24 protein-coding genes are annotated in these 26994 nt (G+C 38.3%); 16 read left to right on the top strand and 8 right to left on the bottom strand.

Features of this window, described 5'->3' with window-relative positions; genetic code table 11:
• The first annotated feature begins 36 nt into the window (after positions 1–36).
• The 3 genes from J8L85_RS01905 to J8L85_RS01895 all read left to right on the top strand — a co-directional run bounded on the left by J8L85_RS01905 (position 37) and on the right by J8L85_RS01895 (position 3319).
• Positions 37–1011: a phytanoyl-CoA dioxygenase family protein gene (locus tag J8L85_RS01905; protein ID WP_211014007.1), complete on the top strand. Its 975-nt coding sequence runs from the start codon at positions 37–39 to the stop codon at positions 1009–1011.
• An 82-nt stretch (positions 1012–1093) separates the two neighbouring features.
• A complete protein-coding gene (locus J8L85_RS01900) occupies positions 1094–2671 on the top strand; it encodes a SulP family inorganic anion transporter (protein WP_211014006.1) in 1578 nt (525 codons plus the stop codon).
• A gap of 63 nt (positions 2672–2734) precedes the next feature.
• Positions 2735–3319 carry a TlpA disulfide reductase family protein gene (locus J8L85_RS01895; protein ID WP_211014005.1) on the top strand — a complete coding sequence of 195 codons (585 nt, stop codon included), beginning with the start codon at positions 2735–2737 and terminating at the stop codon, positions 3317–3319.
• A 54-nt stretch (positions 3320–3373) separates the two neighbouring features.
• On the opposite strand, the gene J8L85_RS01890 is transcribed toward J8L85_RS01895, so the two are convergent.
• The 3 genes from J8L85_RS01890 to J8L85_RS01880 all read right to left on the bottom strand — a co-directional run bounded on the left by J8L85_RS01890 (position 3374) and on the right by J8L85_RS01880 (position 5885).
• Entirely contained in the window at positions 3374–3853 is a 480-nt protein-coding gene (locus J8L85_RS01890; protein WP_211014004.1) for a cytochrome c, read from the bottom strand.
• Positions 3854–3939: 86 nt separating this feature from the next.
• Positions 3940–4902, bottom strand: coding sequence for an alpha/beta fold hydrolase (locus J8L85_RS01885; protein ID WP_211014003.1), 963 nt, complete (start codon positions 4900–4902; stop codon positions 3940–3942).
• 8 nt (positions 4903–4910) lie between these two features.
• Positions 4911–5885 (bottom strand): nitronate monooxygenase, encoded by a 975-nt coding sequence (locus tag J8L85_RS01880; protein WP_211014002.1) that lies wholly within the window; start codon positions 5883–5885, stop codon positions 4911–4913.
• A gap of 118 nt (positions 5886–6003) precedes the next feature.
• On the opposite strand from J8L85_RS01880, the gene J8L85_RS01875 reads away from it, so the two are divergent.
• Together J8L85_RS01875 and J8L85_RS01870 are read left to right on the top strand one after the other, a co-directional pair.
• Positions 6004–6477: an acyl-CoA thioesterase gene (locus J8L85_RS01875; RefSeq protein ID WP_211016252.1), complete on the top strand. Its 474-nt coding sequence runs from the start codon at positions 6004–6006 to the stop codon at positions 6475–6477.
• Between the two features lie 52 nt (positions 6478–6529).
• Positions 6530–7156 carry a GntR family transcriptional regulator gene (locus tag J8L85_RS01870; protein WP_211014001.1) on the top strand — a complete coding sequence of 209 codons (627 nt, stop codon included), beginning with the start codon at positions 6530–6532 and terminating at the stop codon, positions 7154–7156.
• A gap of 32 nt (positions 7157–7188) precedes the next feature.
• Here J8L85_RS01870 and J8L85_RS01865 read toward each other — a convergent pair whose 3' ends face one another.
• Together J8L85_RS01865 and J8L85_RS01860 are read right to left on the bottom strand one after the other, a co-directional pair.
• Complete coding sequence (locus J8L85_RS01865; protein WP_211014000.1) at positions 7189–8094, bottom strand: DMT family transporter; 906 nt, start codon at positions 8092–8094, stop codon at positions 7189–7191.
• Positions 8091–8444 (bottom strand): ArsC/Spx/MgsR family protein, encoded by a 354-nt coding sequence (locus J8L85_RS01860; protein ID WP_211016251.1) that lies wholly within the window; start codon positions 8442–8444, stop codon positions 8091–8093. The genes J8L85_RS01865 and J8L85_RS01860 overlap by 4 nt, the downstream gene beginning before the upstream one ends.
• Positions 8445–8528: 84 nt before the next feature.
• Here J8L85_RS01860 and J8L85_RS01855 point away from each other — a divergent pair, with 84 nt between their 5' ends.
• A complete protein-coding gene (locus tag J8L85_RS01855; protein ID WP_211013999.1) occupies positions 8529–8990 on the top strand; it encodes a DinB family protein in 462 nt (153 codons plus the stop codon).
• A 2-nt stretch (positions 8991–8992) separates the two neighbouring features.
• Here J8L85_RS01855 and J8L85_RS01850 read toward each other — a convergent pair whose 3' ends face one another.
• Positions 8993–9736, bottom strand: a complete 744-nt coding sequence (locus J8L85_RS01850; protein ID WP_211013998.1) for a DUF3298 and DUF4163 domain-containing protein — start codon at positions 9734–9736, stop codon at positions 8993–8995.
• Positions 9737–9821: 85 nt separating this feature from the next.
• On the opposite strand from J8L85_RS01850, the gene J8L85_RS01845 reads away from it, so the two are divergent.
• The 4 genes from J8L85_RS01845 (at position 9822) to J8L85_RS01830 (ending at position 15761) form a co-directional block, all read left to right on the top strand.
• Positions 9822–10976: a cystathionine gamma-synthase gene (locus tag J8L85_RS01845; protein ID WP_211013997.1), complete on the top strand. Its 1155-nt coding sequence runs from the start codon at positions 9822–9824 to the stop codon at positions 10974–10976.
• Between the two features lie 183 nt (positions 10977–11159).
• On the top strand, positions 11160–12503 hold the full coding sequence (gene gdhA / locus J8L85_RS01840) for an NADP-specific glutamate dehydrogenase (RefSeq protein WP_211013996.1): 1344 nt from the start codon (positions 11160–11162) through the stop codon (positions 12501–12503).
• A gap of 125 nt (positions 12504–12628) precedes the next feature.
• A complete protein-coding gene (recO, locus tag J8L85_RS01835) occupies positions 12629–13348 on the top strand; it encodes a DNA repair protein RecO (protein ID WP_211013995.1) in 720 nt (239 codons plus the stop codon).
• Positions 13332–15761, top strand: coding sequence for a TonB-dependent receptor (locus J8L85_RS01830; RefSeq protein WP_211013994.1), 2430 nt, complete (start codon positions 13332–13334; stop codon positions 15759–15761). The genes recO and J8L85_RS01830 overlap by 17 nt, the downstream gene beginning before the upstream one ends.
• 63 nt (positions 15762–15824) lie before the next feature.
• On the opposite strand, the gene J8L85_RS01825 is transcribed toward J8L85_RS01830, so the two are convergent.
• On the bottom strand, positions 15825–16244 hold the full coding sequence (locus J8L85_RS01825; protein ID WP_211013993.1) for a hypothetical protein: 420 nt from the start codon (positions 16242–16244) through the stop codon (positions 15825–15827).
• 187 nt (positions 16245–16431) lie between these two features.
• Here J8L85_RS01825 and ileS point away from each other — a divergent pair, with 187 nt between their 5' ends.
• Genes ileS through J8L85_RS01805 form a run of 4 tightly spaced genes read left to right on the top strand, consistent with a single transcriptional unit; the run spans position 16432 to position 21585 of the window.
• Complete coding sequence (gene ileS, locus J8L85_RS01820) at positions 16432–19836, top strand: isoleucine--tRNA ligase (RefSeq protein ID WP_211013992.1); 3405 nt, start codon at positions 16432–16434, stop codon at positions 19834–19836.
• A gap of 4 nt (positions 19837–19840) precedes the next feature.
• The gene (locus J8L85_RS01815; protein ID WP_211013991.1) at positions 19841–20224 is read left to right on the top strand and encodes a TraR/DksA C4-type zinc finger protein; all 384 of its coding nucleotides are present in this window, start codon (positions 19841–19843) and stop codon (positions 20222–20224) included.
• 37 nt (positions 20225–20261) lie between these two features.
• Entirely contained in the window at positions 20262–20882 is a 621-nt protein-coding gene (locus J8L85_RS01810; RefSeq protein ID WP_211013990.1) for a hypothetical protein, read from the top strand.
• 31 nt (positions 20883–20913) lie between these two features.
• A complete protein-coding gene (locus J8L85_RS01805) occupies positions 20914–21585 on the top strand; it encodes a lipoprotein signal peptidase (protein ID WP_211013989.1) in 672 nt (223 codons plus the stop codon).
• Here the strand turns inward: J8L85_RS01805 and J8L85_RS01800 are convergent.
• Entirely contained in the window at positions 21564–22130 is a 567-nt protein-coding gene (locus J8L85_RS01800) for a 5-formyltetrahydrofolate cyclo-ligase (protein ID WP_211013988.1), read from the bottom strand. The two genes, J8L85_RS01805 and J8L85_RS01800, sit on opposite strands and share 22 nt — an antisense overlap.
• A 478-nt stretch (positions 22131–22608) precedes the next feature.
• Here J8L85_RS01800 and uvrC point away from each other — a divergent pair, with 478 nt between their 5' ends.
• Together uvrC and J8L85_RS01790 are read left to right on the top strand one after the other, a co-directional pair.
• On the top strand, positions 22609–24396 hold the full coding sequence (gene uvrC / locus J8L85_RS01795) for an excinuclease ABC subunit UvrC (protein ID WP_211013987.1): 1788 nt from the start codon (positions 22609–22611) through the stop codon (positions 24394–24396).
• The gene (locus tag J8L85_RS01790) at positions 24380–26662 is read left to right on the top strand and encodes a patatin-like phospholipase family protein (RefSeq protein ID WP_247656532.1); all 2283 of its coding nucleotides are present in this window, start codon (positions 24380–24382) and stop codon (positions 26660–26662) included. The genes uvrC and J8L85_RS01790 overlap by 17 nt, the downstream gene beginning before the upstream one ends.
• Positions 26663–26994 lie beyond the last annotated feature (332 nt).

Below are 26994 nucleotides of genomic sequence, written 5' to 3'. Positions count from 1 at the left end.
GGAATGTTATATCTAAATATTATAAAACTATAAGCCATGCAAAAAATATCTAAAAAAGTAGAAATGGCCAATAAGGCACATACAGAAATTCCGGGGAATCCTTCTACGGCAACTAGTAGCAAACAGAAATTGAACGACCGTTCGAACGGTAAACCTTTATGTGTTTTGAGCGAAGAGGATTGGCGGTTTTGGATGCACAATGGTTATATCGTTATAAAAAATGCAATACCTGCAAAGCAAGCAAAAGAAACTGCCGATTTTTTATGGGAGTTCGATGAAAAAGACCCCAAAGATAAAAGTACTTGGTACAAGGCGCCACGTGCCGAGATGAAAATGAAGGAATTGACCGGTACGGGAATGGTAGAGGTATACAACCATCAATATTTATGGAACAATAGGCAGACCCAACGTGTGTACGATGCATTTGTAGATGTCTGGGGAACAGAGAAGTTATGGGTTACTATTGATCGTGCTAATTTAAATTTTCCATTACCTCCCGGAGTTGATAAAAAAGGATTTATCCATTGGGACTATGATCCGGAGACACGACCACAAAATGTACAGGGAGTGTTGGCCTTGGCAGATCAAGAGGATGAAAATATGGGTGGTTTTCAGTGTATACCTTGGTTATATAGAAATTACGATACATGGAAATTGACCCAACCCGAAGACCGGGATCATTTTCAACCAGATATAACAGGCTTGGAAGATAAAATTGTAAAGGTGAAGATGAAGGCTGGTGACCTGCTTATTTTTAATAGTACACAACCACATGGCATTCGTCCCAACAAATCTGTAGATAAGGTACGTATTGCGCAATATATATCTATGATGCCGGCAGAAGAGGATAATGAGGCGTTAAGAAAGTGGCGTATCAATTCTTGGGAAAATCGTATAGCGCCAGAAGGGTACGCATTTCCTGGCGATCCTAGAAATTGGGAACAGACAAAATATGAAAAAGCCAAATTAAACCCATTGGGAGAGAGGCTTTTAGGGTTAAAACCTTGGTAATATATGAAATCGTTAATAATCTGCCACTTTCTGGTGGTGTAGAGGAAATAATACTATTTTTGCGCCCTTAAATAAATAAGCTGTGCGTAAGTATTTGAATTTATTCGATTTTAAACAAAAAGTAGATTACAAAACTGAAATTTTGTCTGGGTTGACGGTAGCTCTTGCATTGGTGCCAGAAGCCATTGCATTTGCACTTATACCGGGTTTTTCTCCGTTAACCGGATTGTATGCGGCTTTTGTTTTGGCCTTGGTTACTTCCATTTTAGGAGGTAGGCCAGGAATGATTTCCGGTGCAACCGGTGCTGTGGCCGTTATTTATATAGGGCTTATACTGGAGTTAAAAAGAAATTTTCCGGGAATAGAGCCAGAAACCATTCTGAATTATGTGTTCGCTACCGTAATTATTGCTGGTATATTACAGATAATAGCAGGCCTTTTACGTTTGGGTAAATTTATCCGTTTGGTGCCGCACCCGGTCATGTTCGGATTTGTGAACGGTTTGGCCATAATCATCTTTATGGCACAGTTCCCGAATTTTTATGTAAAGGGAACCGATACCTTATTGAGCGGATCCTCTCTTTATATTATGTTGGGGCTTACGTTATTGACTATGGTTATTATCTGGGGGCTGCCAAAATTAACGAAGGTAGTGCCTTCTTCGTTGGTGGCCATTATAGTGGTATCCGCGATAGTTTTAGGGTTTGGTATAGATACATTGACCGTAGCCGATACTATGAGAGAAGGTGAAAGTATCAAAGGCGGTTTTCCTCCTTTGTCCATTCCCCAATTGCCATTTACCTTAGAAACGTTTAAAATAATAATTCCGTATGCCGCCATCGTAGCCGGTGTAGGGTTGATAGAAAGTTTATTGACATTGAACATTATAGATGAAATTACCGATACCCGTGGTAGTGGTAACAAAGAATGTGTGGCTCAAGGTACTGCGAACATTCTTTCAGGTTTTTTCTCGGGTATGGGCGGTTGTGCAATGATAGGACAGAGTTTAATCAATACTTCGGCAGGGGCAAGGGCACGCCTATCGGGCATTACAGCGGCTATTATGCTTTTGGTTTTTATCATGTTCGGTTCTAGTTTAATAGAACGTTTGCCTATGGCCGCGTTGGTAGGTCTTATGTTTATGGTGGCTATAGGAACCTTTGAATGGGCAAGCTTTAAAACATTTGGTAAAATGCCTAAATCTGATGTGATCGTAATGGTATTGGTAACGTTGATAACTGCCATTACGCACAATTTGGCGGTCGCTGTTTTATTGGGGGTAATAATATCGGCATTGGCATATTCTTGGGAAAACGCAAAGCGCATTAGGGCTAGAAAGCATATTGATGAAAACGGGGTGAAACATTATGAGATTTATGGGCCGTTATTTTTTGGTTCTACGGCACTTTTTGCCGAAAAATTCGATGTAACAAATGATCCCGATGAAATTATCATCGATTTTAAAGAGAGCCGTGTGGCCGACATGTCGGGTATAGAAGCATTGAACAAGTTGACCGAACGCTATTCTAAAGTAGGTAAAAAAGTACATTTAAGACACTTGAGCAAAGACTGTATTCGTCTATTAAAAAATGCGGATAAGATCATAGATGTAAACGTTATGGAAGATCCTACCTATAAGGTGGCCGTAGATAAGGTATAAAGAAGAAAGGTGTACGTATAATTCGTACATTGCCATTTAGTCGAATGCTTCTTTTTTAGGCAAATGGATTTCAAAAAAATAAAAATAGGGAACGTACTGTTCTGGGTATTTATAGTTTTAATGATCGTACCCCAGACCAGAAGTCCTATTATGGTCGCGATCAACAAAGTTAGGGTACTGGTGTTTTCGCCCGATGTTTTAGGAAGGGAGAAACAAGGCCAATTAGAACCGTTTACTTATAAGTTGACCTCATTGGATGGTACATATGTTGATAAGCAAATTGGCAAGGGCAATGTTGTTTTTATTAGTTATTGGGCAACATGGTGTCCGCCATGTATTGCAGAGATGCCCAGTATTCAGAGCTTGTATGAGGATTATGGAGATAAGGTAGACTTTTTGCTTATATCAAACGAAGATCCCGAAGTTATTTCCGATTTTTTAGAAAAGAAGCAATTTGGTATTCCGGCATATGTGCCTCGAATGAACGCCCCCTATAATCTATTCGAGAGAACCTTGCCCACCAATTATATTATAGATAAAGAAGGAAAAATAGTTGTTAAAGAGAAAGGTGCTTCGGATTGGAACAGTCAAAAGATCAGGAATGTTTTAGACATGTTATTGGATACTTCGGTAACACCATCGGAATAAAAAAAGCCCTTTCAATTTTTGAAAGGGCTTTTTTAAGATTGTATGAAAATACAATTATAGGGTACGTAGATATTCTGCAACAGCTCTCGTATCTTCTTCGCTTAAGTTTTGGTTAAGCATTATTGCATTATTATATTCTTTTAATAAGGCTTTGGCAATAGGATCTTCCTTTAACATTACATCGGGGTTTATGATCATGTTCATTACCCATTCTGGACTTCTACGCTCATATACATCCTTTAATGCCGGACCGATCATACGTTGGTCTACCATGTGGCAAGCTGTACAGATAGCCTGAAACTTTTCTTTTCCGGCCGCTGCCAAATCAGCATCGATTTCATCTCCAAAATCAACATTTTTAAAAGGTCCTACCCCTTTGTTGTCCAAATCAACAGGAACACCTTCTGTAGAGGCAGCAGCTTTAACTTCTTTTTTGGTACGGTTCATTTCAAAACCCTCCTTCTTTTCTTCTTTCTTTTCTCCACAGCCAACCACCAAGGCGCCAAGAAATAATAGGGTGAATAGTTTTTGCATTTTTTTTAATTTAATCTTGAATAAAATTGGAGAGACTAAGATATGAAAATTTATCCGTAGGCATGGTTTTTTAATAATGAAGGATGCTAATTTATAGTATTGAAAAACTGAACCGTACGACTTTCTGTATAAGTAATGTTGTCAGGGCCATAAAAACCTACATGTCCACCATATTTGGGCGTTTCTAAAAATAGATTTTTGTTATGCTCCGCTTCTTTGATAGGGTAGCAGGCCTCTCCTAAAAAAGAATCGTTTTGGGCATTTATTATTAAACTGGGAATTTTAACGTTGGGCAAAAACTGCAGACAACTGCATTGTCGGTAATAATCCATGGCATCTTTAAAGCCGTGCGCCCTACTGGTATAAATATCGTCAAAGTCCTTTAATGTCTTAACCTGTTTTATGTCTTGTGTCGATATTTTATCTGGAAATTGTTGCTGCTTTATTTTTAATTTGCCGACCAGGTTTCCGCGAAACCTTTCGGCGTATATAACATTTTTGAATTTCATCAATTGTTGTAGTGAATCTGCCAATTGACATGGTACCGAAACGGCTACGGCACCAACGATCTCTGTGGGCAACAATCTGTCTTCTCCCAGGTATTTCAATAAAAGGTTGCCTCCTAGGCTATAACCGTGTAAGAAGATCTGACTATATTTTTGTTGTTGTAAGATATGTTGAACAACAGCATCCAAGTCTTCCGTAGCACCGGAATGATAAGATTTGTAAAGTTTGTTGGGTACGCCGCTGCAGCCCCTTAAGTTAATGGCGCAGACATCATAACCATCGGCGATAAGAACTTTAGAGCTGCCTTTAATGTAAGCACGTTGGGCACTGCCTTCCAACCCGTGAATTATAATGGCTATTTTTTTGGTGGCCTTGGGAGCAAAACTCCAATCCAAATCCAAAAAATCACCATCGGTTAGTATAAGTCGGTCCCTTTTTTGTTCCACGCTGTCTATTTTTCGTACCAAGCCAGAATAGATTGTAGAAAAATGGCCATATCTAAAAAGTACGGGAGGTTCGTAACTAGAACTTACAAGAGGCATGTAGTTGTTTATTTGGGGAAAATTTCCAATACTTTTGCTTGCTGTTCTATGGCGCTCTTAAATTCCGATTTTAGGTTTGAGACCAAGGTAGATACTGGTAATGTATCGTCTATGGTGGCAGCGCCCTGACCGGCAGACCAGATGGTTTTCCATGCTTTGGCCTCTGTGTTCAGTTCCTTGCCAAAATCAATTTTAGTATCTTTTTTCAAATCTTCCTCGGTAATTCCTGCAGCTTTTAAACTGGCGGCCAAGAAATTGGCATGGACTCCAGAAATAGAGGCGGTGTATACGACATCGTTAGCGCCGGCATCAATGATCATTTGCCTATATTCTTGCGTAGCCTTGCTTTCATCGGTGTTAATAAAACGAGTGCCCATGTAAGCAAGATCGGCTCCCATTTGTAGAGCGGAAGCAACGTCTCGCCCTGTGCTGATACATCCAGATAGAAGAATAGTCTTGTCGTAGAACTTTTTAATTTCGGCAACTAAGGTCATAGGGTTAATGGTACCCCCGTGGCCACCTGCACCTGCAGCAACAAGAATAAGTCCGTCTACACCGGCTTCGGCCGCTTTTTCTGCATGTCTTTTTTTAATAATATCATGAAATACCAATCCGCCGTAACTATGTATGGCATCTACGATCTGAGATACCGCACCTAAAGAAGTTATAACCAATGGAACCTTATGTTTAACACATAGTTTTAAGTCTGCCTCTAATCTCGGATTGGTTTGATGTACGATTAGGTTTACGCCAAAAGGTGCCGGTTTTTTTCCTGTTTTCTTTTCAAAATCCGACAGTGCGGTTTTAATTTCAATAAGCCATTCTTCAAATCCTTCGCTAGTACGTTGGTTCAATGCAGGAAAAGTTCCTACAATACCATTTTTGCAACATTCTATAACTAGCTGGGGTCCAGATATTAAAAACATTGGAGCGGCAACAATAGGAAGAGAAAGGTCATTGATAAAAGATGCTTTAGTAGACATGGTGCAGAATATTGAGTTAATAATTTAAGTAAAAAAACATAAAAAAAAGCTACTTGCTTTTTCAAAACTATGCTATTTTTATTAAGTATTATGCATGCATAGCAAAAAAAGAATGACGATGTATCTAAAAGAATTTGAAATACGATGGAGCGATGTTGATGCCAACCGCCATTTGGCCAACTCTGCTTACCTTAATTATATGAGTCATACCCGTATGTCTTTTTTAATGGAAATAGGCGTTGATCATAGGTCATTGGCACAACATCAAATAGGCCCCGTGGTCTTTTACGAACACATGTACTATTTTAAAGAGGCTTTTCCGGGTAAACCTGTAAAGGTCTCCATGGAGATTATGGGAATGAGCGAGGATGGAAAGTTCTTTGAGTTTCATCACAATTTTTACAACCACAAAGGAGAGAATTTCGCACATTGCGAGATGATGGGTGCTTGGATAGATCTAAAAACCAGAAAGCTGATTGCCTTGCCCGATGATTTTATGAAAATGTTCGAAAGTGTTGAAAAAGGAACGGGGTTTCGTGTATTGACGAAAGAAGATACACGTAAATTTTCAAAAACACCTAAAAATCTATAGGTTACCTAAATGTTGCTTCCCCTGTTTATTTGTATAATCTGTAAAAAATAGTATGTATTACTCCGAGCAATTACAAGAATCGTGTGAAGAGGTTTATGTGCAATTACATAAGCTTATATTGACAAAGAAACTGAAAAGGGGGGAACCACTTGATCAAGAACACCTTTCCCGAAAATTAAGTGCAAACGGCGATTGTTTGGAGCAGGCCTTTAAAAGGCTTTCAAAAGAAAGCCTGGTCGTTTATGAACCTGGTCAAGGTATAAGTGTACGTGAAGTGAGTACTAGTGAAGTAATTGACGTTCTAGATTGTAGGATTGCCTTAGAGACCTCGGCGGTAAAGTTTTTTACCCTTCGTGCGCCACAGGAAAAAATAGATGACCTTCGCAATTTAATGGTGCCATTTGAAAAAGGACCTGAAAACAGTTATGTATTTCAAAAAATTGATAGACATTTTCATGAAATAATAGTAACTAATTGCGGTAATACTACATTGTTAAACCTGTATAAGAAGGGCAATTTTTGGTCAATTATGGATCTTGTGTCACCTACAAGGTCTTTACGCGATGTTTTACAAGAACATCTGAATATTATTTCGGCCATTCACCAAAGAGATGTTAATAGGGCTGTTTCTTTAATGAACGAGCATTTGTCAAAATGCAAAAAATCGTTGCTTTGCTAAGCAGCATTTATAGACCATAGCTTTTATGGTGTTTATTTGGTTTCCATTTTGGGTGCCGAAGGTTTTCTACTTGCCAAATAGACCCCGGCAAATACCAAAAGTGCGGCAAAACCTTTGGTTAAGCTTAAATGGTCTTTGCCCGTTAGCATGGCAAAGATAATACCTATAAGTGGTTGCAAATAGGTAAAGGCACTTACGGTAGAAGCCTTTAATTGCGTTAAGGCAAAAGCATTGAAAAGATAGGTCAAGAATGTGGTGCCGATAATAACAAATGCAATGGCCATATAGGCATCTATGGGCATAATAGACCATTGGATAGCTATAAGTTCATGATAGGTAATAGGTAAATTTATTACTATGGCTATGGTAAAAAGCCACTTCATCAAGGTAAACGGATGATACTTTTCTATAAGTTTCTTTATCAATATCAAATAAACCCCGTAAGACAATGCATTCACTATAAAAAGGATGTTTCCCAAAGGAATGTTGGGCGCATCTTGTCGGGTTTCGGATCCCAATAAAATCAATAAAACAGCACCTATAAATCCTAGAAGAATACCACATGCTTTTTGCCATGTGATTTTTTCCTTGATCAATAGGGCAGAAAGTGCGACCACTATTATAGGCGTCATGGTCACCAGCACGGCACTATTTATGGGTGTCGATAATTGAAGACCCTTAAAGAAAGCCAACATGTTTATGACCATTCCGAAAATAGAACAAATGAAGATACGGCCCCAATCCCTTTTCTCTATTTTTTCTTTTGGCCCCAAAAAAGAAAAAATCCAGAACAACAACGCTGCTCCCGAAACACGTAGCATTATAAATCCAAAAGGTTGCACGTAATTGGGCATAACACCTTTTGCGATGGTATGATTTAGACCGTAGATGGCAGTGGCTCCGAAAGCTGCAAGTATGGCTAGTACTCTTTTGCTCACGAATGAATGGCTTCTTTGGCCGCTTCAACGACCTTTTTGCTGTTGCCAATAAATATTTTATCGTTGAAGATAATGACAGGGCGCTTTAAAAAAGTATAATGGTCTAAGATCAAATTCTTGTAATCGTTTTCATGTAGTTCTTTTTCGTTTAAACCACGTTGACGAAAAAGCATGGCCCTTCTGCTGAACAGAGCTTCGTAACTATCGGTCAATGCTCTCATTTCTTCTAACTGTTCCTCGGTGATCGGTTGTGTTTTTATGTCCTGTAAATCAAAACCTTGCAATGGTTGTAGTTCTTTTATGATTCTTTGGCAGGTGTTGCAGGTACTTAAATGGTATATTTTTTTCATGTCGGGCGCCTTTAAATTAAAGCACAAAGAAACCCAAATCTCTTTAAATGTGCTATTTTTAGAGTTCATTAAAATGCTATTATTTTGAAAAACCAATTAGAACTGACCCTTCAGAGCAGAAAGAACTTACATGCTATTTTAACCTCAATGGACAAAGAATCTTTATTGAAAATTCCCGAGGGGTTCAGAAATAATGTTTGGTGGAATATTGCCCATGTGGTCGTCACCCAACAAATATTGGTTTATAAATTTGGAGGCCTACAGATGCGCATACCTGATGAAATGGTCGCTAAGTTTATGAAAGGCACGGTGCCCGATGGTACCGCTACGGATGAAGAAATCAAGATTGTTTCAGATTTGTTGATAGATACCGTGGATTGGACCGGGCAAGATCTTGATGCAGGTCGTTTTAAAGGGTATAAGGCATATAAGACAAGTGCCGGATTTCAACTAAATAACATAGAAGACGCCATTAGTTTTAACCTTTATCATGAAGGCCTTCATATGGCGGCGATTATATCGCTAAGAAAAATGTTGAAAAATTAGGTTTATGGTTCAATAGGCCTGGCCAAATATTTTTTTACCTCTGGGTACGCCAGGGTAAGAATTATGGGGCCGTCCGCATACGAGGCAATCTCGTACTGCTCGTAAAACAATTGTAACCCCTCTTTTGTGTACCCTATGTTCTCGGGAAGATAAAAAGTATCGTTTTCGAACATAAAACCCGTACTGTTTATAGGTGCATTGCTAGGTATGTCCTCTTGGGAACGAAAATTTGTTTCCGCAAATTCTGTAAAAGAATCCTTATCCTTAAAAAGTTCGGATCGATCTAGCTCTTTGGTCTTTATCTTGTCAAAATTTAAAAAACGTATGGTACTGTAACCATGGGCACCACCCGTAAACAGATAAGAATTTAAACGGATGGTTAAAATATAATCGTCTTCATAGGTAACTTCTCCTTCAAGCTTGGCTTCCCATTGTGTGGTTTCTTCAGGAAATTTTTCTTTTAGTTTTTTGTTCTCAGATTCAAAAGATGTCATGGCATCCTCAATAGTGGCGACATCGATTTCATCATCAAATTTCAATATAGAAATAACCTCTTCCCTAAGTGCCGTATTTATAACTTGATCTATTTTGTTTTTCCCCATTGCTTTGGGGATTGATACTTCTATCAAGGGACATTCTTTACAGGTCTCTTTTTTTAGAGATAAAGGTTCAAAAGTAATTGTAGTGTCTTTTTCGCAGCTAAAAAAAAATAAGACAAGAATCAGAAAAGAAAATCTAAATTTCATTTGATAGGGTACATTTATTACAAAAGTACGGCTTCGTTGTAATACCAAAAAGATAACAATACATTTGTGCCCATAATTATTTTTTATGAGCAGCAAAGACTTAAGGTTCAACAGTAAAACCATACACGGTGGCCAACAGCCGGATAAGGCGTACGGTGCGGTAATGCCCCCTATTTATCAAACATCCACATATGCGCAAACCTCACCGGGGGAGCACTTGGGTTATGAGTATTCTAGAAGTGCAAACCCTACGAGAACAGCATTGGAAAAATCTTTGGCAAGTATAGAAAACGGAAAATTTGGTCTCGCATTCGCCAGTGGTCTGGCAGCTATTGATGCGGTATTAAAATTATTAAAACCTGGAGACGAGGTGATTTCTACCAATGATCTGTATGGTGGTAGTTATCGGTTGTTTAAGCAGGTATTTGAGAGGTACGGCATTGTTTTTCGTTTTATAGGTATGCAAGAGGCCGATAATATTGCAGGGCATATAAATGACAAGACAAAATTGATTTGGGTAGAGACACCTACCAACCCAATGATGAACATCATCGATATAAAAGCTATTTCAAGAATCGCAAAAAAGAAAAAAGTGCTATTGGCGGTCGACAATACATTTGCATCGCCATATCTGCAAACTCCTTTAGATTTGGGTGCCGATATTGTAATGCATTCGGCCACTAAGTATCTTGGGGGGCATAGCGATGTTGTTTTGGGCGCATTGATAGTGAATGACGAAGAACTGGCCAAGAAACTTTATTTTATTCAGAATGCCAGTGGTGCAGTAAGCGGCCCAATGGATAGCTTTTTAGTGCTAAGAGGTATAAAAACACTGCATGTACGAATGCAACGCCATTGTGAAAATGGAGAAAAAATCGCTCATTTTCTTAAAAAACATCCAAAAGTTGAAAAGGTCTTTTGGCCAGGTTTTGAGGATCACCCCAACCATGAGGTAGCAAAAGAGCAAATGAGTGGCTTTGGTGCTATGATATCCTTTGTTCCTAAAGGAGCTTGTTACGAAGATGCAATTAATATTATTGAAAAGCTCCGCGTTTTTACCTTGGCCGAATCTTTGGGAGGTGTTGAAAGTTTGGCAGGTCACCCTGCGAGTATGACGCATGCCAGCATACCCAAAGAAGAACGAGAGAAAAGTGGTATTGTAGATGCCCTGATCAGATTAAGTGTTGGAATCGAGGATGTAGACGATTTAATTGAAGATTTAGAGCAATCAATTGAGTAATAGAGAGATTCTTGTATGCTTTGGGGCAAAAGCATGTTTATTTTTCGATAAAATTTAAAAAACTCCATTAAAAACGCAATTTTTTGAGGAATTGCAAAAAAACAAGGAATTAAATTATATTAATATCATATTTTTGCTGATAAATTTTGAATTTATTAAATCGAACAGATACTCATTAGTTCTATGAAAACAAAAATAGAAGTATTTATGGATGAGGTGAAGGCTAGAAATGGTCACGAACCAGAATTTATCCAAGCGGTACAAGAAGTGGCCGACACCGTTATTCCCTACATTGCCAAAAATGAAATATATAATGGCAAAAATATTCTATTAAGAATGGTAGAGCCTGAAAGGCTTATCTCTTTTAGAGTGGCATGGGTAGATGACAAAGGCGAAATACATGTAAATAGGGGATATCGGGTTCAGATGAATTCGGCTATTGGTCCTTATAAAGGCGGATTGCGTTTTCACCCAACGGTAAATGCGAGTATTCTTAAGTTTTTAGCTTTTGAGCAAGTGTTCAAAAACAGTTTGACCACGCTACCCATGGGAGGTGGAAAAGGAGGTTCCGATTTTGATCCTAAAGGTAAATCGGATGATGAGGTTATGCGTTTTTGCCACGCTTTTATGTTAGAATTGAACAGGCATGTTGGGCCTAATACCGATGTACCCGCTGGAGATATAGGTGTTGGCGCCAGAGAAATAGGTTTCTTGTTTGGTATGTACAAGAAGATCCGTAACGAATTTACGGGGGTACTGACCGGAAAAGGACTTTCTTGGGGAGGATCAAAAATTCGCCCAGAAGCAACTGGGTATGGAACGGTATATTTTGCTCAAAGTATGTTGAATACCAAAGGAGAAGATTTTGATAAAAAGACGGTAGTAATATCCGGTTCTGGAAACGTAGCCCAATATGCTGCAGAAAAGGTAATGCAGTTGGGAGGAAAGGTTGTTACCCTTTCAGATTCTGGTGGCTTTATTCATGATCCAGAAGGTATTGATGCCGATAAGCTTGAATTTGTTATGGATTTAAAGAATAACAGAAGAGGGCGTATATCGGAATATGCGGATACATATTCTTCGGCCACCTATCATAAGGGCAAAACACCATGGGATATTAAGTGCGATATTGCATTGCCATGTGCTACCCAGAACGAGTTGGATGAAAAAGAGGCACAAAAACTATTGGACAACGGTTGTATCTGCGTTGCAGAAGGCGCTAATATGCCCTGTACGGCAGATGCGGTACATGCATTTCATAAAGCAAAAATTCTTTTTGCCCCAGGAAAAGCGTCCAATGCAGGCGGGGTTGCAACTTCAGGATTGGAAATGTCACAAAACTCGTTGCGTATCAGCTGGACACGTGAAGAGGTAGATGAGCGCTTAAAGGGTATTATGGCGGACATACATGATTCTTGTATCGAGTATGGAAAAGAAGATGATGGATATTGTAACTATGTTAAAGGAGCGAATATTGCTGGCTTTGTTAAAGTTGCCGATGCCATGTTGGCCCAAGGGGTAATTTAGAAAATAATAGATTATTATATCCAAGTGCGAGGTATTGTTCAAATACTTCGCACTTTTGTTTTACTACATAATACGTTCATTCAAAAGCCTACATCAACTATATTTGTTGAAACTTTGTTTCTTTAATGCAGGTAACCACCAAAGGTATAGTTCTTACTTCTATTAAATATGGTGATACCAGTCTGATCGTAAAGGTATTTACCGAGTCGGATGGGTTAAAATCATATTTGCTCAGGGGAATTCTATCCTCAAAAAAGGGGAAAGTAAAAAAAGCACTTTTCCAACCATTAACACAATTAGAGCTCGTGTGCAGCCATAGAAACAAAGGTGCCTTGGAGAGTATAAAAGAAGCCAAGGTCAATTATAATTACCAAACGTTGCATACCCATATAGCCAAGAATGCAATGGCCATGTTCTTGGCCGAAATGTTAAGCAACAGCATTCATGAAGAAGAACCTAATAAAGAAATGTTCAGCTTCTTGGAAGCTTCTTTGCAATGGTTGGACATACATTCGGAAATAGCTAACTTCCATCTTTATTTTTTGTTGGTATTGACCAAGTATTTTGGCTTTTACCCCGATGTTAATAATATAGATAGATCCTTTTTTGATTTGTTGGAAGGGGAGTTTGTTTCCATCGCTTCATTGAACCCGATGATTAGTGGCGAAAATCTTTTATTCTTTAAATCCTTTTTGGGCATAAATTTTGAGGCAATACATACCATAAAAATGAAAAAAAACAATCGACAAGAGTTGCTCAGGTCTCTTGTTCTTTATTATGAATTACACCTACAGGGATTTAGAAAACCTAAATCACTTGCGGTTCTAAATGAAGTTTTTAGTTAGTATGCATAAGTTCTTGTTTCTTAGTTTTCTTTTTCTCTCTTATTTAGGATGGTCCCAACAAGTTGTTGTCTTGGATGCCGATACCCGTGAACCGATTGCGAATGTTGCCGTTTTTAATTCGGATAAAACAAAAATTGCCCTAACGGATTTAGAAGGTAATTTTGATGCGTCTATTTTTTCGGATAAAGACCGTATTACTTTTAAGCATATTAGCTATGAGGTTAAGAGTATCAGTAAATCTCAAATTTTAAAACTTAGGCAAAAAGTGTATTTAGAGATAAGACCGGAAGAATTGAACGAAGTGGTCATGTCTATTTCTAAATGGGAACAACAAAAAAAGGAAATTCCCAATAAGATTGTTTCGATCTCGGCCAAGGAGATTTTTATGAACGCTCCGCAGACTTCTGCCGATCTTTTGCAAAGTAGCGGACAAGTATTCGTTCAAAAAAGTCAGTTAGGCGGAGGTAGTCCTATGATAAGAGGGTTTGCTACCAATAGGTTGGTACTTTCCGTAGACGGTGTAAGAATGAACAATGCCATATTTAGAGGGGGGAATTTACAAAATGTAATATCGATAGATCCCTTTACGATAAAGAACACAGAGATTATTTTTGGTCCAGGTTCCGTTATTTATGGGAGTGATGCCATTGGGGGCGTTATGAACTTTTATACAAAAACACCGATTTTGAGTCAAAACGAAAAGGCTCATATTTCGGGCAGTGCAAACTATCGTTTTTCTTCTGCCAATACAGAAAATACCGTACATGCAGATGTAAATTATGGAAAAGAACATTGGGCGGCCCTTACCAGTTTTTCCTATAACGATTTTCAAGATTTGAAAATGGGCGGTCATGGTCCGGATTCCTATTTACGCAATAATTATGTGCAGAGAATAGATGGGGAAGACGTATTACTGGTGAACAGCGACCCCAAGAAACAAGTGTCCACAGGGTATGATCAGATAAATTTTATGCAGAAGTTTCTTTTTAGGCCCAATGCTACTTGGGACTTAAATTTAGGTGCCTACTATTCTGAAACTTCCGATTATCCTAGGTATGATAGGTTAATAAGACCTGGTAAAGATGGCGAAGGGTTGAGGTCTGCCGAGTGGTATTATGGCCCTCAAAAGTGGTTTATGGGAAATGCCCAGCTAAAAAGAAAAGGAAAGGGAAAATTATACGATGGTCTAAAATTGACTGCGGCATACCAGCATTTTGAGGAAAGTAGGCATAATAGGGATTTTCAGGACGTGATTTTAAACAGTACCGAGGAAAAAGTGGATGCACTTAATTTTAATCTAGACTTGGAAAACAAGAAAATCGGTAATTTTAAACTGTACTATGGTGGCGAATTTATCTATAACAAGGTAGGCTCTGTGGGGAGCGATTTAAATATAGAAACCAGAGAGTTGGTAGGTGCCGCATCTAGATATCCGAACGGGTCTACATGGAAAAGTTTGGCCGGATATGTAAATGCGGAATACAGGGCAAAACCTAATTTTATTCTGATGTCGGGTTTACGTTATAGCCATGTTTGGATCAATGCCGAGTTTGATCAGACTTTTTATTCCTTCCCTTTTGATGATGCCCACCTAAGTACGGGCGCGTTGACAGGTAGTCTTGGTTTTAGTTGGTTTCCAAAAGAGGATTTGCAAATTACGCTTAATGGCTCTACGGGCTTTAGGGCTCCGAACATAGATGATGTAGGTAAGATTTTTGATTCGGAACCAGGCTCGGTGGTAGTGCCAAATCCTGATTTGGAATCTGAATATGCCTATAATATAGAATTAGGGGCGCAGAAAAATTATAATGATAGGGTACTGTTAAAAGGAGCCACATTTTATACATATCTGGTCGATGCACTGGTAAGAAGGGATTTTACTTTTAATGGAATGTCTGAAATAGAGTATGGGGGAGAGTTAAGTAATGTACAGGCCATTCAAAATGCCGCAAAAGCATATGTGTACGGTTTTGAATTTGGGGTAGATGCCTTTTTGAACGATAATTGGTCTTTGTCTTCGAACCTTACCATTACAGAAGGTATAGAAGAGGAGGATGATGGTACGGATACCCCGGCCAGACATGCTGCCCCTACATTTGGTGATTTTCATGTTAAATGGAGAAACCAAAAATTGAAAATGGACTTTTTTGTCAATTATAACGGAGAGGTTTCCAATGCCGACTTGGCTTTGTCAGAACAGTCAAAGGAGTATATATATGCCTTGGACGATAACGGTAATCCTTATTCACCATCTTGGTATACGCTTAACCTGCGCTCTCAGTATGCGATTTCTAGTAATCTGAACGCTACATTGAGTTTAGAAAATATTACAGATCAGCGGTATAGGACCTATTCTTCGGGCATTGTAGCAGCCGGTAGAAACCTGGTATTAGGACTAGGGTATTATTTTTAATAAAAAAGGCCCTTTTAAAAAGGACCTTTTGTTCATTCGAAAAAAATAAAAAAACCTATAAACTTAGAGTTTAATAGAGTCTTTTACCGCTTTGGCCTTTTTGGCAACATTATCAGCAGCTTCTTTGGTGGCATCCTTTACATCTTTACCTGCCTCCTTGGCTTTGTTCATAGCATCTTCGCCTGCTTCTTTAGCCTTGTTCATGGCATCTTCGCCTGTTTCTTTAACGGCGTCAACAGCATTTTCACCAGTTTCTTTAACAGCGTCAACCGCATTTTCTGTGGCGTCTGCAGCATCATCAACTACTTCTTTGGCAGAATCCATAGCTTCAGAACCTGCTTCTTTAAGATCGTCACCTGCTTCTTCGATAGCTTCACCAGCTTCAGAAGCGGCGTCTTTTGCTTTGTCTGCAGTTTCTCTACAAGAAACAAATGAGATACTTAAGGCAAGCATTAGAATTGAACTTAGTACTAATTTTTTCATTTTTGTTAATTTTTAGTGTTTGTTTATACAGGGATATACGAGGAAAATTGACAAATGGATGTGAAAAACGAAATTATTTTTCACAGATAAGTTTCTTTGGGCTATTTCCGTAGTGTTATTAGTCTCTAAATCAAACTAAATTTTATAATTTTGCAGCCTTTAAAACCCAGTACCATAAGCATTTCGTATGAAGTTCGCAGAATATAAGGGATTAGATTTACCAAAAGTTGCCGAAGAAGTTTTAAACTACTGGAAAACAGAAGGAATTTTTGAAAAAAGTATATCCGCCAGAGAAGGTAAAGAGAGTTATGTTTTTTTTGAAGGTCCGCCATCGGCAAATGGCATGCCGGGCATTCACCACGTAATGGCCCGTACCATTAAAGATATCTTTCCAAGGTATAAAACCATGAAAGGTTTCCAAGTAAAAAGAAAGGCCGGGTGGGATACCCATGGTCTACCGGTTGAGCTTGGGGTAGAAAAGGAGTTGGGTATTACAAAAGAGGATATCGGTACCAAAATATCGGTCGAGGAATACAATGCCGCATGTAAAAAAGCGGTAATGAGATATACCGATGTCTGGAACGCAATGACCGAACAAGTGGGGTATTGGGTAGATATGGATGATCCATATATAACCTATAAATCGAAGTATATGGAATCTGTTTGGTGGTTGCTCAAACAGATTTACGATAAAGGTCTTATTTATAAAGGTTATACCATTCAACCATATTCCCCCAAGGCAGGTACCGGTCTTAGTTCCCATGAATTAAATCAGCCTGGTACGTACCAAGATGTTACCGATACAACGGTAACAGCTCAATTTAAGGCAGTGGAGGAAACATTGCCCGAATTTTTACAGAACGAGGGAACCATTTACTTTTTGGCATGGACAACAACACCATGGACCTTGCCTTCCAATACGGCATTAACGGTTGGCCCAAAAATAGATTATGTACTCGTAGAGACATATAACCAATATACTTTTAAGCCTATGAATGTGGTGCTTGCCAAAAGTTTGGTAGGCAAACAGTTCTCGGGTAAATATTGCGAAGTAGAGGAGAAATCCGATTTGATCGGTTATGAAGCTGGTGACAAGAAAATCCCTTTTTATATAGTTAAAGGCAAAGAGTTTAAGGGAAAAGATCTGGTCGGAATACGGTATGAGCAATTATTGGATTATGTACTACCCTATGAAAATGCCGAAAATGCCTTTAGAATTATAGCGGGTGATTTCGTAACCACCGAAGACGGTACCGGTATTGTACATACGGCCCCGACATTTGGTGCCGACGATGCCCTTGTTGCAAAACAAGCAGTACCGGAAGTTCCGCCTATGTTGGTGCTCGATGAAAATGCCAACCTTGTGCCTTTAGTGGATTTACAAGGAAAATTTAGGCCCGAATTAGGGGAATTGGGCGGTAAGTACGTAAAGAACGAGTATTATGAAGACGGGGAGGCACCCGAACGTTCTGTTGATGTTGAGATTGCCATCAAACTAAAAGAAGAGAATAAGGCCTTTAAGGTCGAAAAATATATGCACAGTTACCCTAACTGCTGGCGTACCGATAAGCCTATACTTTATTATCCATTAGATTCTTGGTTTATAAAAGTGACCGATATAAAAGATCGGATGTTCGAATTGAACCAGACAATAAATTGGAAACCAAAAGCAACCGGAGAAGGTCGTTTTGGAAATTGGTTGGCCAATGCGAACGATTGGAACCTTTCCCGTTCTAGATATTGGGGAATACCTTTGCCTATTTGGAGAACTGAAGATGGAAAAGAAGAGCTGATGATCGGATCGGTTGCCGAACTTAAATCGGAAATAAAGAAGGCGATCGATGCAGGAGTTATGGAAAAAGATGTTTTCCAAGACTTTTCGATAGGTGATATGTCCGAGGAGAATTATGAGAAAATAGATTTACATAAGAATATAGTGGACACCATTACCTTGGTGTCACCTTCCGGTAAGCCCATGAAACGCGAAAGCGATTTGATCGATGTTTGGTTCGATAGTGGTTCTATGCCTTATGCACAATGGCATTACCCATTTGAAAATAAAGATTTGATCGATGAGGGCAAGACTTTTCCGGCCGACTTTATAGCCGAAGGGGTCGACCAAACACGAGGTTGGTTTTATACGCTTCATGCCATAGCTACTATGGTATTTGACTCTGTTGCCTATAAAAATGTGGTTTCGAATGGCTTGGTGTTGGACAAAGAAGGCAAAAAAATGTCGAAGCGTCTGGGCAATGCCGTAGACCCTTTTGAGACTATGAAAGAACATGGGGCGGACGCTACCCGTTGGTATATGATCAGCAATGCGAACCCATGGGACAACCTAAAATTTGATACGGACGGTATTGTTGAGGTAAAACGAAAGTTTTTTGGCACGCTGTACAATACGTATTCGTTTTTTGCCCTATATGCGAATATTGATGAGTTTGCGTATAAGGAAGAAAACATACCTGTAAACGAACGACCAGAGATAGACCGTTGGATCTTGTCAGAACTAAATACACTTATTGGTTTGGTAGATGAGGCATATGCGGATTATGAGCCTACCAGGGCCACAAGGGCAATTTCTGATTTCGTTCAAGAAAATTTGAGCAACTGGTATGTTCGCCTATGTAGAAGAAGGTTTTGGAAAGGCGATTATCAAAAAGATAAAATAGCCGCATACCAAACACTTTATACCTGTTTGGTGACAGTATCTAAATTATCGGCTCCGGTAGCACCATTTTTTATGGATCAACTGTACAGAGATCTGATGGCAACTACCAAAGGAGAACCTTTTGAAAGTGTACATTTGGCAGATTTTCCGGTCGTGGATACTAGTTTGATCGATACCGGTTTGGAGAAAAAAATGAGCAAGGCCCAAACAATTTCCTCTTTGGTATTATCTATCCGTCAAAAGGAAAAAATCAAGGTAAGGCAACCTCTTCAAAAAATCATGATACCGGTATTGGACGATCAAGACAAAGCGGATATCTTAGCTGTGAGCGAACTGATAAAATCAGAGGTGAATGTAAAGGAAATTCAGCTTTTAGATGATGCCTCGGGTATTCTGGTAAAACGTATAAAACCCAATTTTAAGACCTTGGGGCCTAAATACGGTAAGGATATGAAACAAATAGCCAATGCCGTAAATGCTCTAAATCAAGAGGATATCCAAAAAATTGAACAAGAAGGCGAATTATCTGTTCAAATTGAAAATAAAAATATTATTTTACAGTTACAGGATGTAGAGATCAGTTCTCAAGATATTGAAGGTTGGTTAGTGGCAACTTCGGGTAAAACCACAGTGGCACTGGACGTAACCATCAACGAAGACCTAAAAAAGGAAGGTATCGCAAGAGAGCTGGTAAACAGAATCCAGAACTTGAGAAAAGAATCAGGTTTTGACGTTACGGACAGGATTGATATAAAAATGCTAAAGGATGGTTTTGTGGAGCAAGCCGTTACAAGTAACCTAAGCTATATCAAAACTGAAACCTTGACGGCCGAACTTATTTTTGAAGAGGAACTGGAAAATGGCACTAAAGTTGCTTTTGATGAAGTGAACACTAAATTGTTTATTCAAAAACATTAACACAATGGCAGAAGATTTAAAAGTTAGATATTCGGACAAGGATTTGGCTGAATTTAAAGTCTTGATCGAAGAAAAAATAGAGAAAGCGCAAAGTCATTTAGAACTGCTTAAAAGTTCTTATATGAATGATGGTAATAATGGTACAGATGATACTTCACCAACATTTAAGGCTTTCGAAGAAGGATCGGAAACTATGAGTAAAGAAGCCAATACACAATTGGCCATAAGACAGGAAAAATTCATCAGGGATTTAAAAAACGCCCTTTTGCGTATCGAAAACAAAACGTACGGAATTTGTCGTGTTACAGGTAAGCTCATAAATAAAGAGCGGTTAAAATTGGTTCCGCATGCTACCTTGAGTATTGAGGCCAAGAACATGCAAAAATAATTGAAACGCCTTTAGGGGCGTTTTTTAATAGATAACCTTGAAGGTATTCTCTTTCGTCATAGTACTATTTATAGCTCTGGGTGCAACTGCACAAAAAAGAGTAAAAAAGGTAATGTTGGACCAATCTATCAAAGCTATACAGATAGATGCCACCAATTGCTATGTAATAATGCTTCATACCAGTAAAGAAAATGTAGTTGAAGTAGATGCGCGTATGGATGGGGAATATAGCGATGATTTAGAGCTGACCATGACCGAAACCGGCAATACCTTAATTTTAGGAGCGGGGTTTCAGCCGATATTTATAAATCCTAACGATAAACTTAGCGCCCATAAAGTAGTATCCATAGCTTTGGATATTATAGTGCCGATGTGGAAGAATGTTGAAGTTTATGGTACCAATGCAAGGGTGGTCGTTTATGGTGATTATAACAATTTGGATGTTGTTCTTTCTGACGGCGCTTGTGAGCTGAACAATGTTTCGCAGAACGTGGAGGTAAAGACACAGAGCGGCAATATCGTTGTTAACGCCGAGAGGGCGGAAATAATCGCGCAGACAAAATATGGGTGGTTAAGCGATAATCCTATTTCCAATGGTTCAAACCGGTATACGCTGCATACCGTTACCGGAAACATCGAACTACATAAAACCGAATAATATTTCTATTTTTGATTCTTTGACAAAATATATGAATTTAAAAAAGTCTGCCTTATTAATTCTTTTGATACTTGTTATAGATCAATGGAGCAAAATATATATTAAGACCAATTTTGTATTGGGCGAGTCGGTCGATGTGTTCAATTGGTTCAAGATTCTTTTTATAGAGAACGAAGGTGCTGCCTGGGGTGCAAAGTTGAGCGATATTTTTCCTATTACGGATCGTTCCGGTAAATTGATTCTGACGATTTTTAGGTTGTTCGCAATTTTCGGTATAGGGTATTGGTTGAACGATGTAATAAAAAAGAAATCTTCAAAAACATTGATAGTTGCGGTTTCTTTAATTTTTGCAGGTGCATTGGGTAATATATTGGATTCCGTCTTTTATGGGTTAATCTTTAACGAGAGCTATAACGAAGTTGCTACGTTGTTCTCCAGTGAACCTTATGGAGGCCTGTTTCACGGTAAGGTAGTGGATATGCTCTATTTTCCTTTGGTAGATACCACTTGGCCAGATTGGGTCCCATTTGTTGGGGGAAACAATTTTCGATTTTTTGAACCAGTTTTCAATATAGCCGACACGGCAATAAGTACCGGAGTAGGTATTTTAATCGTTTTTAATAAAAAGGCTTTTAAGCACCAAGATGAAGAGGTTATAGATTCTGTTGAAGAGAAAGAAAGTCAAGAAGTTTTAAAAGAGTAGTTTTTTTCGGGGGTTACGCAATAATCTAGTGGTATATCATTTTCATATACATCCGAAATTTCTTTCTCGGCTTCGAACAAACTCAATCCTACCTTGATAACATCATCTCTACATTCTTTTAAGAAGGTATCGTAGAACCCTTTTCCATATCCAACACGATTGCCCTTTTCGTCAAAGGCCAATAGGGGTATAAATACGACATCTATTTTAATAGGGTCTATGGTAATACCATCTATAGGTTCTGGAACGCCCCATTTACTTTTTATAAATTTTGTATTATCCATTAGAAGATAATGTTTCAAGATATCTCCATGTACTTTAGGTACTATTATATTCTTGTCCTTACCTTGAAGTACGGACAATAGGTTAATAGTATCGATTTCTTTTTTTGATTCAATAGGCAAAAAAATATGATAGAATTCTTTTGACCAGATGGGAAGGGTTAAAGCTTTATTTGAAATGGAAAGACTTTTAGATGATAACTCGCTAAAAGAAAGCTCACTTCTGAGCAGGGCGTATTTTTCTCGTAAATCTTTTTTCAACATTGTTGAAAAATGATAAGGTTAATATAAGTGTGTAAAATTACTCTTTTCCTGCAACTGCAAAGAAAACCTTGAAAAATAGCATTAAAATTAAATATGTCCCAAGTGTTATGATATAGCTTTCCATTATAATATCCGGGGTTTAGATTCAAGTTAAATGTAAGTAAAAAAATCATTAATTATCTGTGAAAAGCACACTTTTATCGTTAAAAAGCACTTTTTTATATAAAAATTAACATATAATAGTGGTTTTTAAAGGTTAGAAAATAAGTATTTTACTGTAAATCAGCTATTTAAGATATTGTTTTTTTCTTTTTGTACTTAAAGTCCGGATGTAGGCTTTTTTTCTAATGTCCACCATATGTCTTAACAACGAATAGACAGATCCGTTTTTTTAGTTAAATATTATAAAATATTTAGTGCTTTTGGTAAAAGCAAGTATTTTGAATCATCTTATTTTTGATAAAAATTATACACTGGAATGTCTGAAATTCCCTTAAATATTCAATTAAAGTCGCTTCCAAATAGCCCTGGGGTATACCAGTTCTATGATAAGGACGGTAAGATATTGTATGTAGGGAAAGCCAAGAATCTAAAGAAAAGGGTGTCCTCTTATTTTACCAAGAACCACGAGTATGGCAAAACCAAGGTTTTGGTTAAAAAAATAAACTCCATAAAACATATTGTAGTTCCTACGGAAACAGATGCACTTTTGTTGGAGAACAATTTGATCAAGGAGTATAGGCCCCGCTATAATGTATTGTTGAAAGATGATAAATCGTATCCTTGGTTGTGTATAAAAAATGAACGTTTTCCTAGACTTTTTCTAACTAGAAGGGTTATAAAGGATGGGTCTGAGTATTTTGGTCCGTACACCAGTATGAAGACGGTGAGGACCTTGTTGGAGATTATTAAGAGTGTATATCCTTTAAGAACATGTAATTACGACCTTTCAAAAGAGAAAATAGAGAACGGTAAATACAAGGTTTGTTTAGAGTATCATTTAGGTAACTGCAAGGGGCCATGCGAAGGGCTACAGTCTACAGAGAGCTATGATCGTCAAATCTCTGAAATACGTGAAATTATTAAAGGGGATTTTAAATCGTCGCTTCATTATTTTAAGAACGAAATGAAAGCTTTGGCCTCTGAAATGCGATTTGAAGAGGCGCAAAGAATCAAGGAAAAAATAGAGGTATTAGAAAATTACCAGGTAAAATCAACGATAGTCAACCCGAAAATCGATGATGTGGATGTTTTTTCGATTGTGTCGGACGATACCTATGCCTATGTGAATTTTCTTAAGTTGTCGCACGGGTCTATAATACGGTCCCATACAATGGAGATAAAGAAAAAATTGGACGAGACGGACGAGGAGTTGCTGCAGTTGGCCATAGTAGAGATACGGCAACGATTCAATTCCCTTTCCAAAGAAATTTATCTTCCCTTCAGGGTGCTTGTAGATCCGAGCCTGAAAATGACGATACCGAAGCTTGGCGATAAAAAAAGATTGATAGAACTTTCTGAACGGAATGCCAAGTTCTTTAGACAAGAAAGGTTTAATCAGATCAAGATATTGGACCCCGATCGCCATACGAACAGAATCATGGCCCAAATGAAGATAGACCTTAGGTTGTCTTCAGAGCCTAGACATATAGAATGTTTTGACAATAGTAATATTCAGGGGAGTAATCCGGTAGCGGCATGTGTTGTATTTAAAGATGGTAAGCCCAGTAAAAAGGAGTATAGACACTTTAATATAAAAACAGTGGTAGGGCCGGATGATTTTGCCTCAATGGAAGAAGTTGTCTTTAGAAGGTACAAACGACTTTTAGAAGAAGACGAGCCATTACCACAGTTGATCGTTATAGATGGGGGCAAAGGCCAATTATCCTCTGCTCTTAAGAGTCTTGATATATTGGGGTTAAGGGGCAAGATCGCTATTGTGGGCATTGCCAAAAGGTTGGAGGAAATATACTTTCCGGGAGACTCCGTGCCTCTTTATCTTGACAAGAAATCTGAAAGTCTAAAGATAATTCAACACCTAAGAAACGAGGCACACCGTTTTGGTATAACGTTCCATAGAAACAAAAGGAGCAAAGCAGCTATCAACTCTGAGCTGGAAAGTATAGGCGGTATCGGTGAAAAAACCGCCAAAGAACTATTAAAGAGGTTTAAGTCGGTAAAAAGAATTAAAGAGACCGGTATAGAAGATCTTAGCAAAGTGGTAGGTTTGTCCAAGGCAAAAAAGATATATGACTCATTTCATTAAATATAAGGTCGGTTCTAAAAATATGAGGTTTGCTGTTGTATTATTATGTTCGTTTTTTTTTCTTCTAAAAGTTAATGCGCAGGCAACCCTAGAAGTAAAGGATAAAAAAATAGGCCTTGTTCTTAGTGGTGGTGGGGCCAAGGGTCTAGCTCACATAGGGGCCATAAAGGTGATAGAGGAAGCGGGCGTAAAAGTAGATTATGTTGGGGGAACCAGTATGGGGGCCATTGTTGGGGCATTGTACGCCGCTGGTTATTCCGGTTCAGAACTCGATTCTATTTTTAGGGCAACAGATTTTGTAAATCTAATTCAAGACAACCTGCCAAGAAGTGCCAAGACTTTTTATGAAAAAGAAAATTCTGAAACGTATGCGTTAACATTGCCTTTCGATAATTTTAAGGTCAACGTTCCTCGAGCGTTCTCTGGAGGCCAGAACGTTTATAACGAACTGGTTCGCCTTTTATACCATGTAAAGGATATAGACGATTTCTCTAAATTACCCATTCCGTTTGTGTGTATAGCTACAGATATAGAGACGGGGCAAGAAGTGGTATTGGATTCGGGCTACCTGCCAGAGGCCATTATGGCAAGCGGAACCTTGCCTTCTCTTTTCGAGCCATCGAGCATAGGAGATAAAGTTCTTATAGATGGTGGTATCGTAAACAATTATCCTATTGATAAAGTAAGGGACATGGGCGCCGATATAGTCATTGGTGTAGATGTACAGCACGGATTATCGAGTCGTGATGCCTTGTTGTCGGCAACTGAAATTCTTTTACAGATCAATAATTACAGAACCGTAAAGGATATGAAGGAGAAATCGAAGAAGACCGATATTTATATTAAGCCCGATATAGAAAACTATACGGTAATAGAATTCGATAAGACCGATGAAATTATAGAAAAAGGAGAAATCGCGGCCAAAGAGAAATTCACGGAATTACAAAAAGTGGCGACCATGCCAAGGTATTTTAAAAAACCTATCAGCACTATAAGTCTTAATGATACCATTACCATAAACAGATTGTTGATAAACGGAAACCACAAACATACCAGAGGGTATGTAAAAGGAAAATTAAGGTTTAAACTAGCAGAGCCCGTTACGTTTAAAAAGCTGCAACAAGGTATAAGCAACCTAACCGCTACCGGTAATTTTACTACGAACAGGTATAGATTGGTTTCGAACGGAGCAGGTGAAGATCTGATTCTTAACCTAGATGAGGTTACCAATACAACATATATTAAGTTAGGCGCCCATTATGACGACCTTTATAAAAGCGGGGCAATCATTAATCTGACAAAAAAGAATCTGGCCTTTCAAGATGATGTAGCTTCGTTCGACCTTATTCTAGGTGATAATATCAGATATAATTTTAAGTATTTTATAGATAAGGGAAGTTACTGGAGTATCGGGTTGAACTCTAGGTTCAACTCCTTTGAGAAAGATATAAATTTTGATGTAATACGAGATAACTTTGATGTCTCGGTAACAGAAAGTCTAAAGACTATAAACTTTGATATATCCGACTTCACAAATCAATTTTATCTACAGACCGTTTTACAAGAAGAGTTTGCGTTTACCATAGGTGCAGAATATAAGTACCTGAAGTATAGTACTACTACCTTGGGCGATCTTTCAGGTTCAGATTCGGACGGAAGAACATATTTTGAAAAAAGCGGTTATTTCAGTGTTTTTTCTAACTTAAAGTTAGATACGTACGATGACAAGTATTTTCCAACAAGGGGATTGTTTTTTGAGGGAGATATGCATTATTACCTTTTGTCCTCTGATTACAACGAAAACTTCAAAGATTTTTCGGTATCAAAAGCCAGAATGGGTGTGGCCCTGCCCATTACAGATAAACTTTCTTTTAATTTAGAGACGGAAGGTGGTTTTAAATTAGGTACATCTAACGTAACCACGTTCGATTTTGTGCTTGGCGGCTATGGTACAGATTTGATCAATAATTTTGTTCCGTTCATAGGGTACGATTTTTTGAGCCTGCCGGGAAACAGTTATGTAAAGGCGTATGGTAGATTGGATTATGAATTTGCAAAAAAGAACCATTTGTTGCTATCGGCAAACTTTGCCAATGTAGAGGACGATTTGTTCCGGACCGGGGAATGGTTTACGTCACCGGATTTTTCGGGGTATGGCATAGGTTATGGTTGGGAGTCTTTTATAGGTCCGGTTCAGGTAATGTACTCTTGGTCTCCAGAAAATGATAATTCTAGATTTTTCTTCAGTATAGGTTATTGGTTTTGAGATAAAAAAATGCTTTAAGAAAACGGATATTTCTTAAGAAATTGCTAATTAAACGACGTAAGTGTGAATTACTGTTAAGTAGTAAGTTAAAGTAAGTTAAAACCTATTAAAGAAATAAAAGTATGTATTAATTTTGTTCATGTAAGGGGTGGTTCCCTTACAGCTTTAAGTATTGGTTTTTCATAATTTAAAGTTTGGTTGGTTATTTAGGAAAAGCCCAGTTATAAGACTGGGCTTTTTTTATACAATACTTTGGAACAAATTTTGTTTAAGATATTGTAAGATGGCTTTTGATAAGGAATCTTATGGTATTTTAGATTTAAAATCTGGTT

The sequence above is a fragment of the Maribacter sp. MMG018 genome (assembly GCF_018100785.1).
Classification (GTDB): Bacteria; Bacteroidota; Bacteroidia; order Flavobacteriales; family Flavobacteriaceae; genus Maribacter.
The sequence above is the reverse complement of the archived record's forward strand: the minus strand, read 5'-3'. Positions and strand labels throughout refer to the sequence as shown.

Coding starts and splice junctions, on each gene's coding strand:
- J8L85_RS01805 (WP_211013989.1), top strand. CDS start 20,914: ATGAATTTAAAAAAGTCTGCCTTATTAATTCTTTTGATACTTGTTATA.
- gdhA (WP_211013996.1), top strand. CDS start 11,160: ATGAAAACAAAAATAGAAGTATTTATGGATGAGGTGAAGGCTAGAAAT.
- J8L85_RS01800 (WP_211013988.1), bottom strand. CDS start 22,130: ATGTTGAAAAAAGATTTACGAGAAAAATACGCCCTGCTCAGAAGTGAG.
- J8L85_RS01875 (WP_211016252.1), top strand. CDS start 6,004: ATGTATCTAAAAGAATTTGAAATACGATGGAGCGATGTTGATGCCAAC.
- ileS (WP_211013992.1), top strand. CDS start 16,432: ATGAAGTTCGCAGAATATAAGGGATTAGATTTACCAAAAGTTGCCGAA.
- J8L85_RS01895 (WP_211014005.1), top strand. CDS start 2,735: ATGGATTTCAAAAAAATAAAAATAGGGAACGTACTGTTCTGGGTATTT.
- J8L85_RS01890 (WP_211014004.1), bottom strand. CDS start 3,853: ATGCAAAAACTATTCACCCTATTATTTCTTGGCGCCTTGGTGGTTGGC.
- J8L85_RS01905 (WP_211014007.1), top strand. CDS start 37: ATGCAAAAAATATCTAAAAAAGTAGAAATGGCCAATAAGGCACATACA.
- J8L85_RS01870 (WP_211014001.1), top strand. CDS start 6,530: ATGTATTACTCCGAGCAATTACAAGAATCGTGTGAAGAGGTTTATGTG.
- J8L85_RS01790 (WP_247656532.1), top strand. CDS start 24,380: ATGACTCATTTCATTAAATATAAGGTCGGTTCTAAAAATATGAGGTTT.
- J8L85_RS01845 (WP_211013997.1), top strand. CDS start 9,822: ATGAGCAGCAAAGACTTAAGGTTCAACAGTAAAACCATACACGGTGGC.
- J8L85_RS01880 (WP_211014002.1), bottom strand. CDS start 5,885: ATGTCTACTAAAGCATCTTTTATCAATGACCTTTCTCTTCCTATTGTT.
- J8L85_RS01815 (WP_211013991.1), top strand. CDS start 19,841: ATGGCAGAAGATTTAAAAGTTAGATATTCGGACAAGGATTTGGCTGAA.
- uvrC (WP_211013987.1), top strand. CDS start 22,609: ATGTCTGAAATTCCCTTAAATATTCAATTAAAGTCGCTTCCAAATAGC.
- J8L85_RS01885 (WP_211014003.1), bottom strand. CDS start 4,902: ATGCCTCTTGTAAGTTCTAGTTACGAACCTCCCGTACTTTTTAGATAT.
- J8L85_RS01825 (WP_211013993.1), bottom strand. CDS start 16,244: ATGAAAAAATTAGTACTAAGTTCAATTCTAATGCTTGCCTTAAGTATC.
- J8L85_RS01850 (WP_211013998.1), bottom strand. CDS start 9,736: ATGAAATTTAGATTTTCTTTTCTGATTCTTGTCTTATTTTTTTTTAGC.
- J8L85_RS01830 (WP_211013994.1), top strand. CDS start 13,332: ATGAAGTTTTTAGTTAGTATGCATAAGTTCTTGTTTCTTAGTTTTCTT.
- recO (WP_211013995.1), top strand. CDS start 12,629: ATGCAGGTAACCACCAAAGGTATAGTTCTTACTTCTATTAAATATGGT.
- J8L85_RS01860 (WP_211016251.1), bottom strand. CDS start 8,444: ATGAAAAAAATATACCATTTAAGTACCTGCAACACCTGCCAAAGAATC.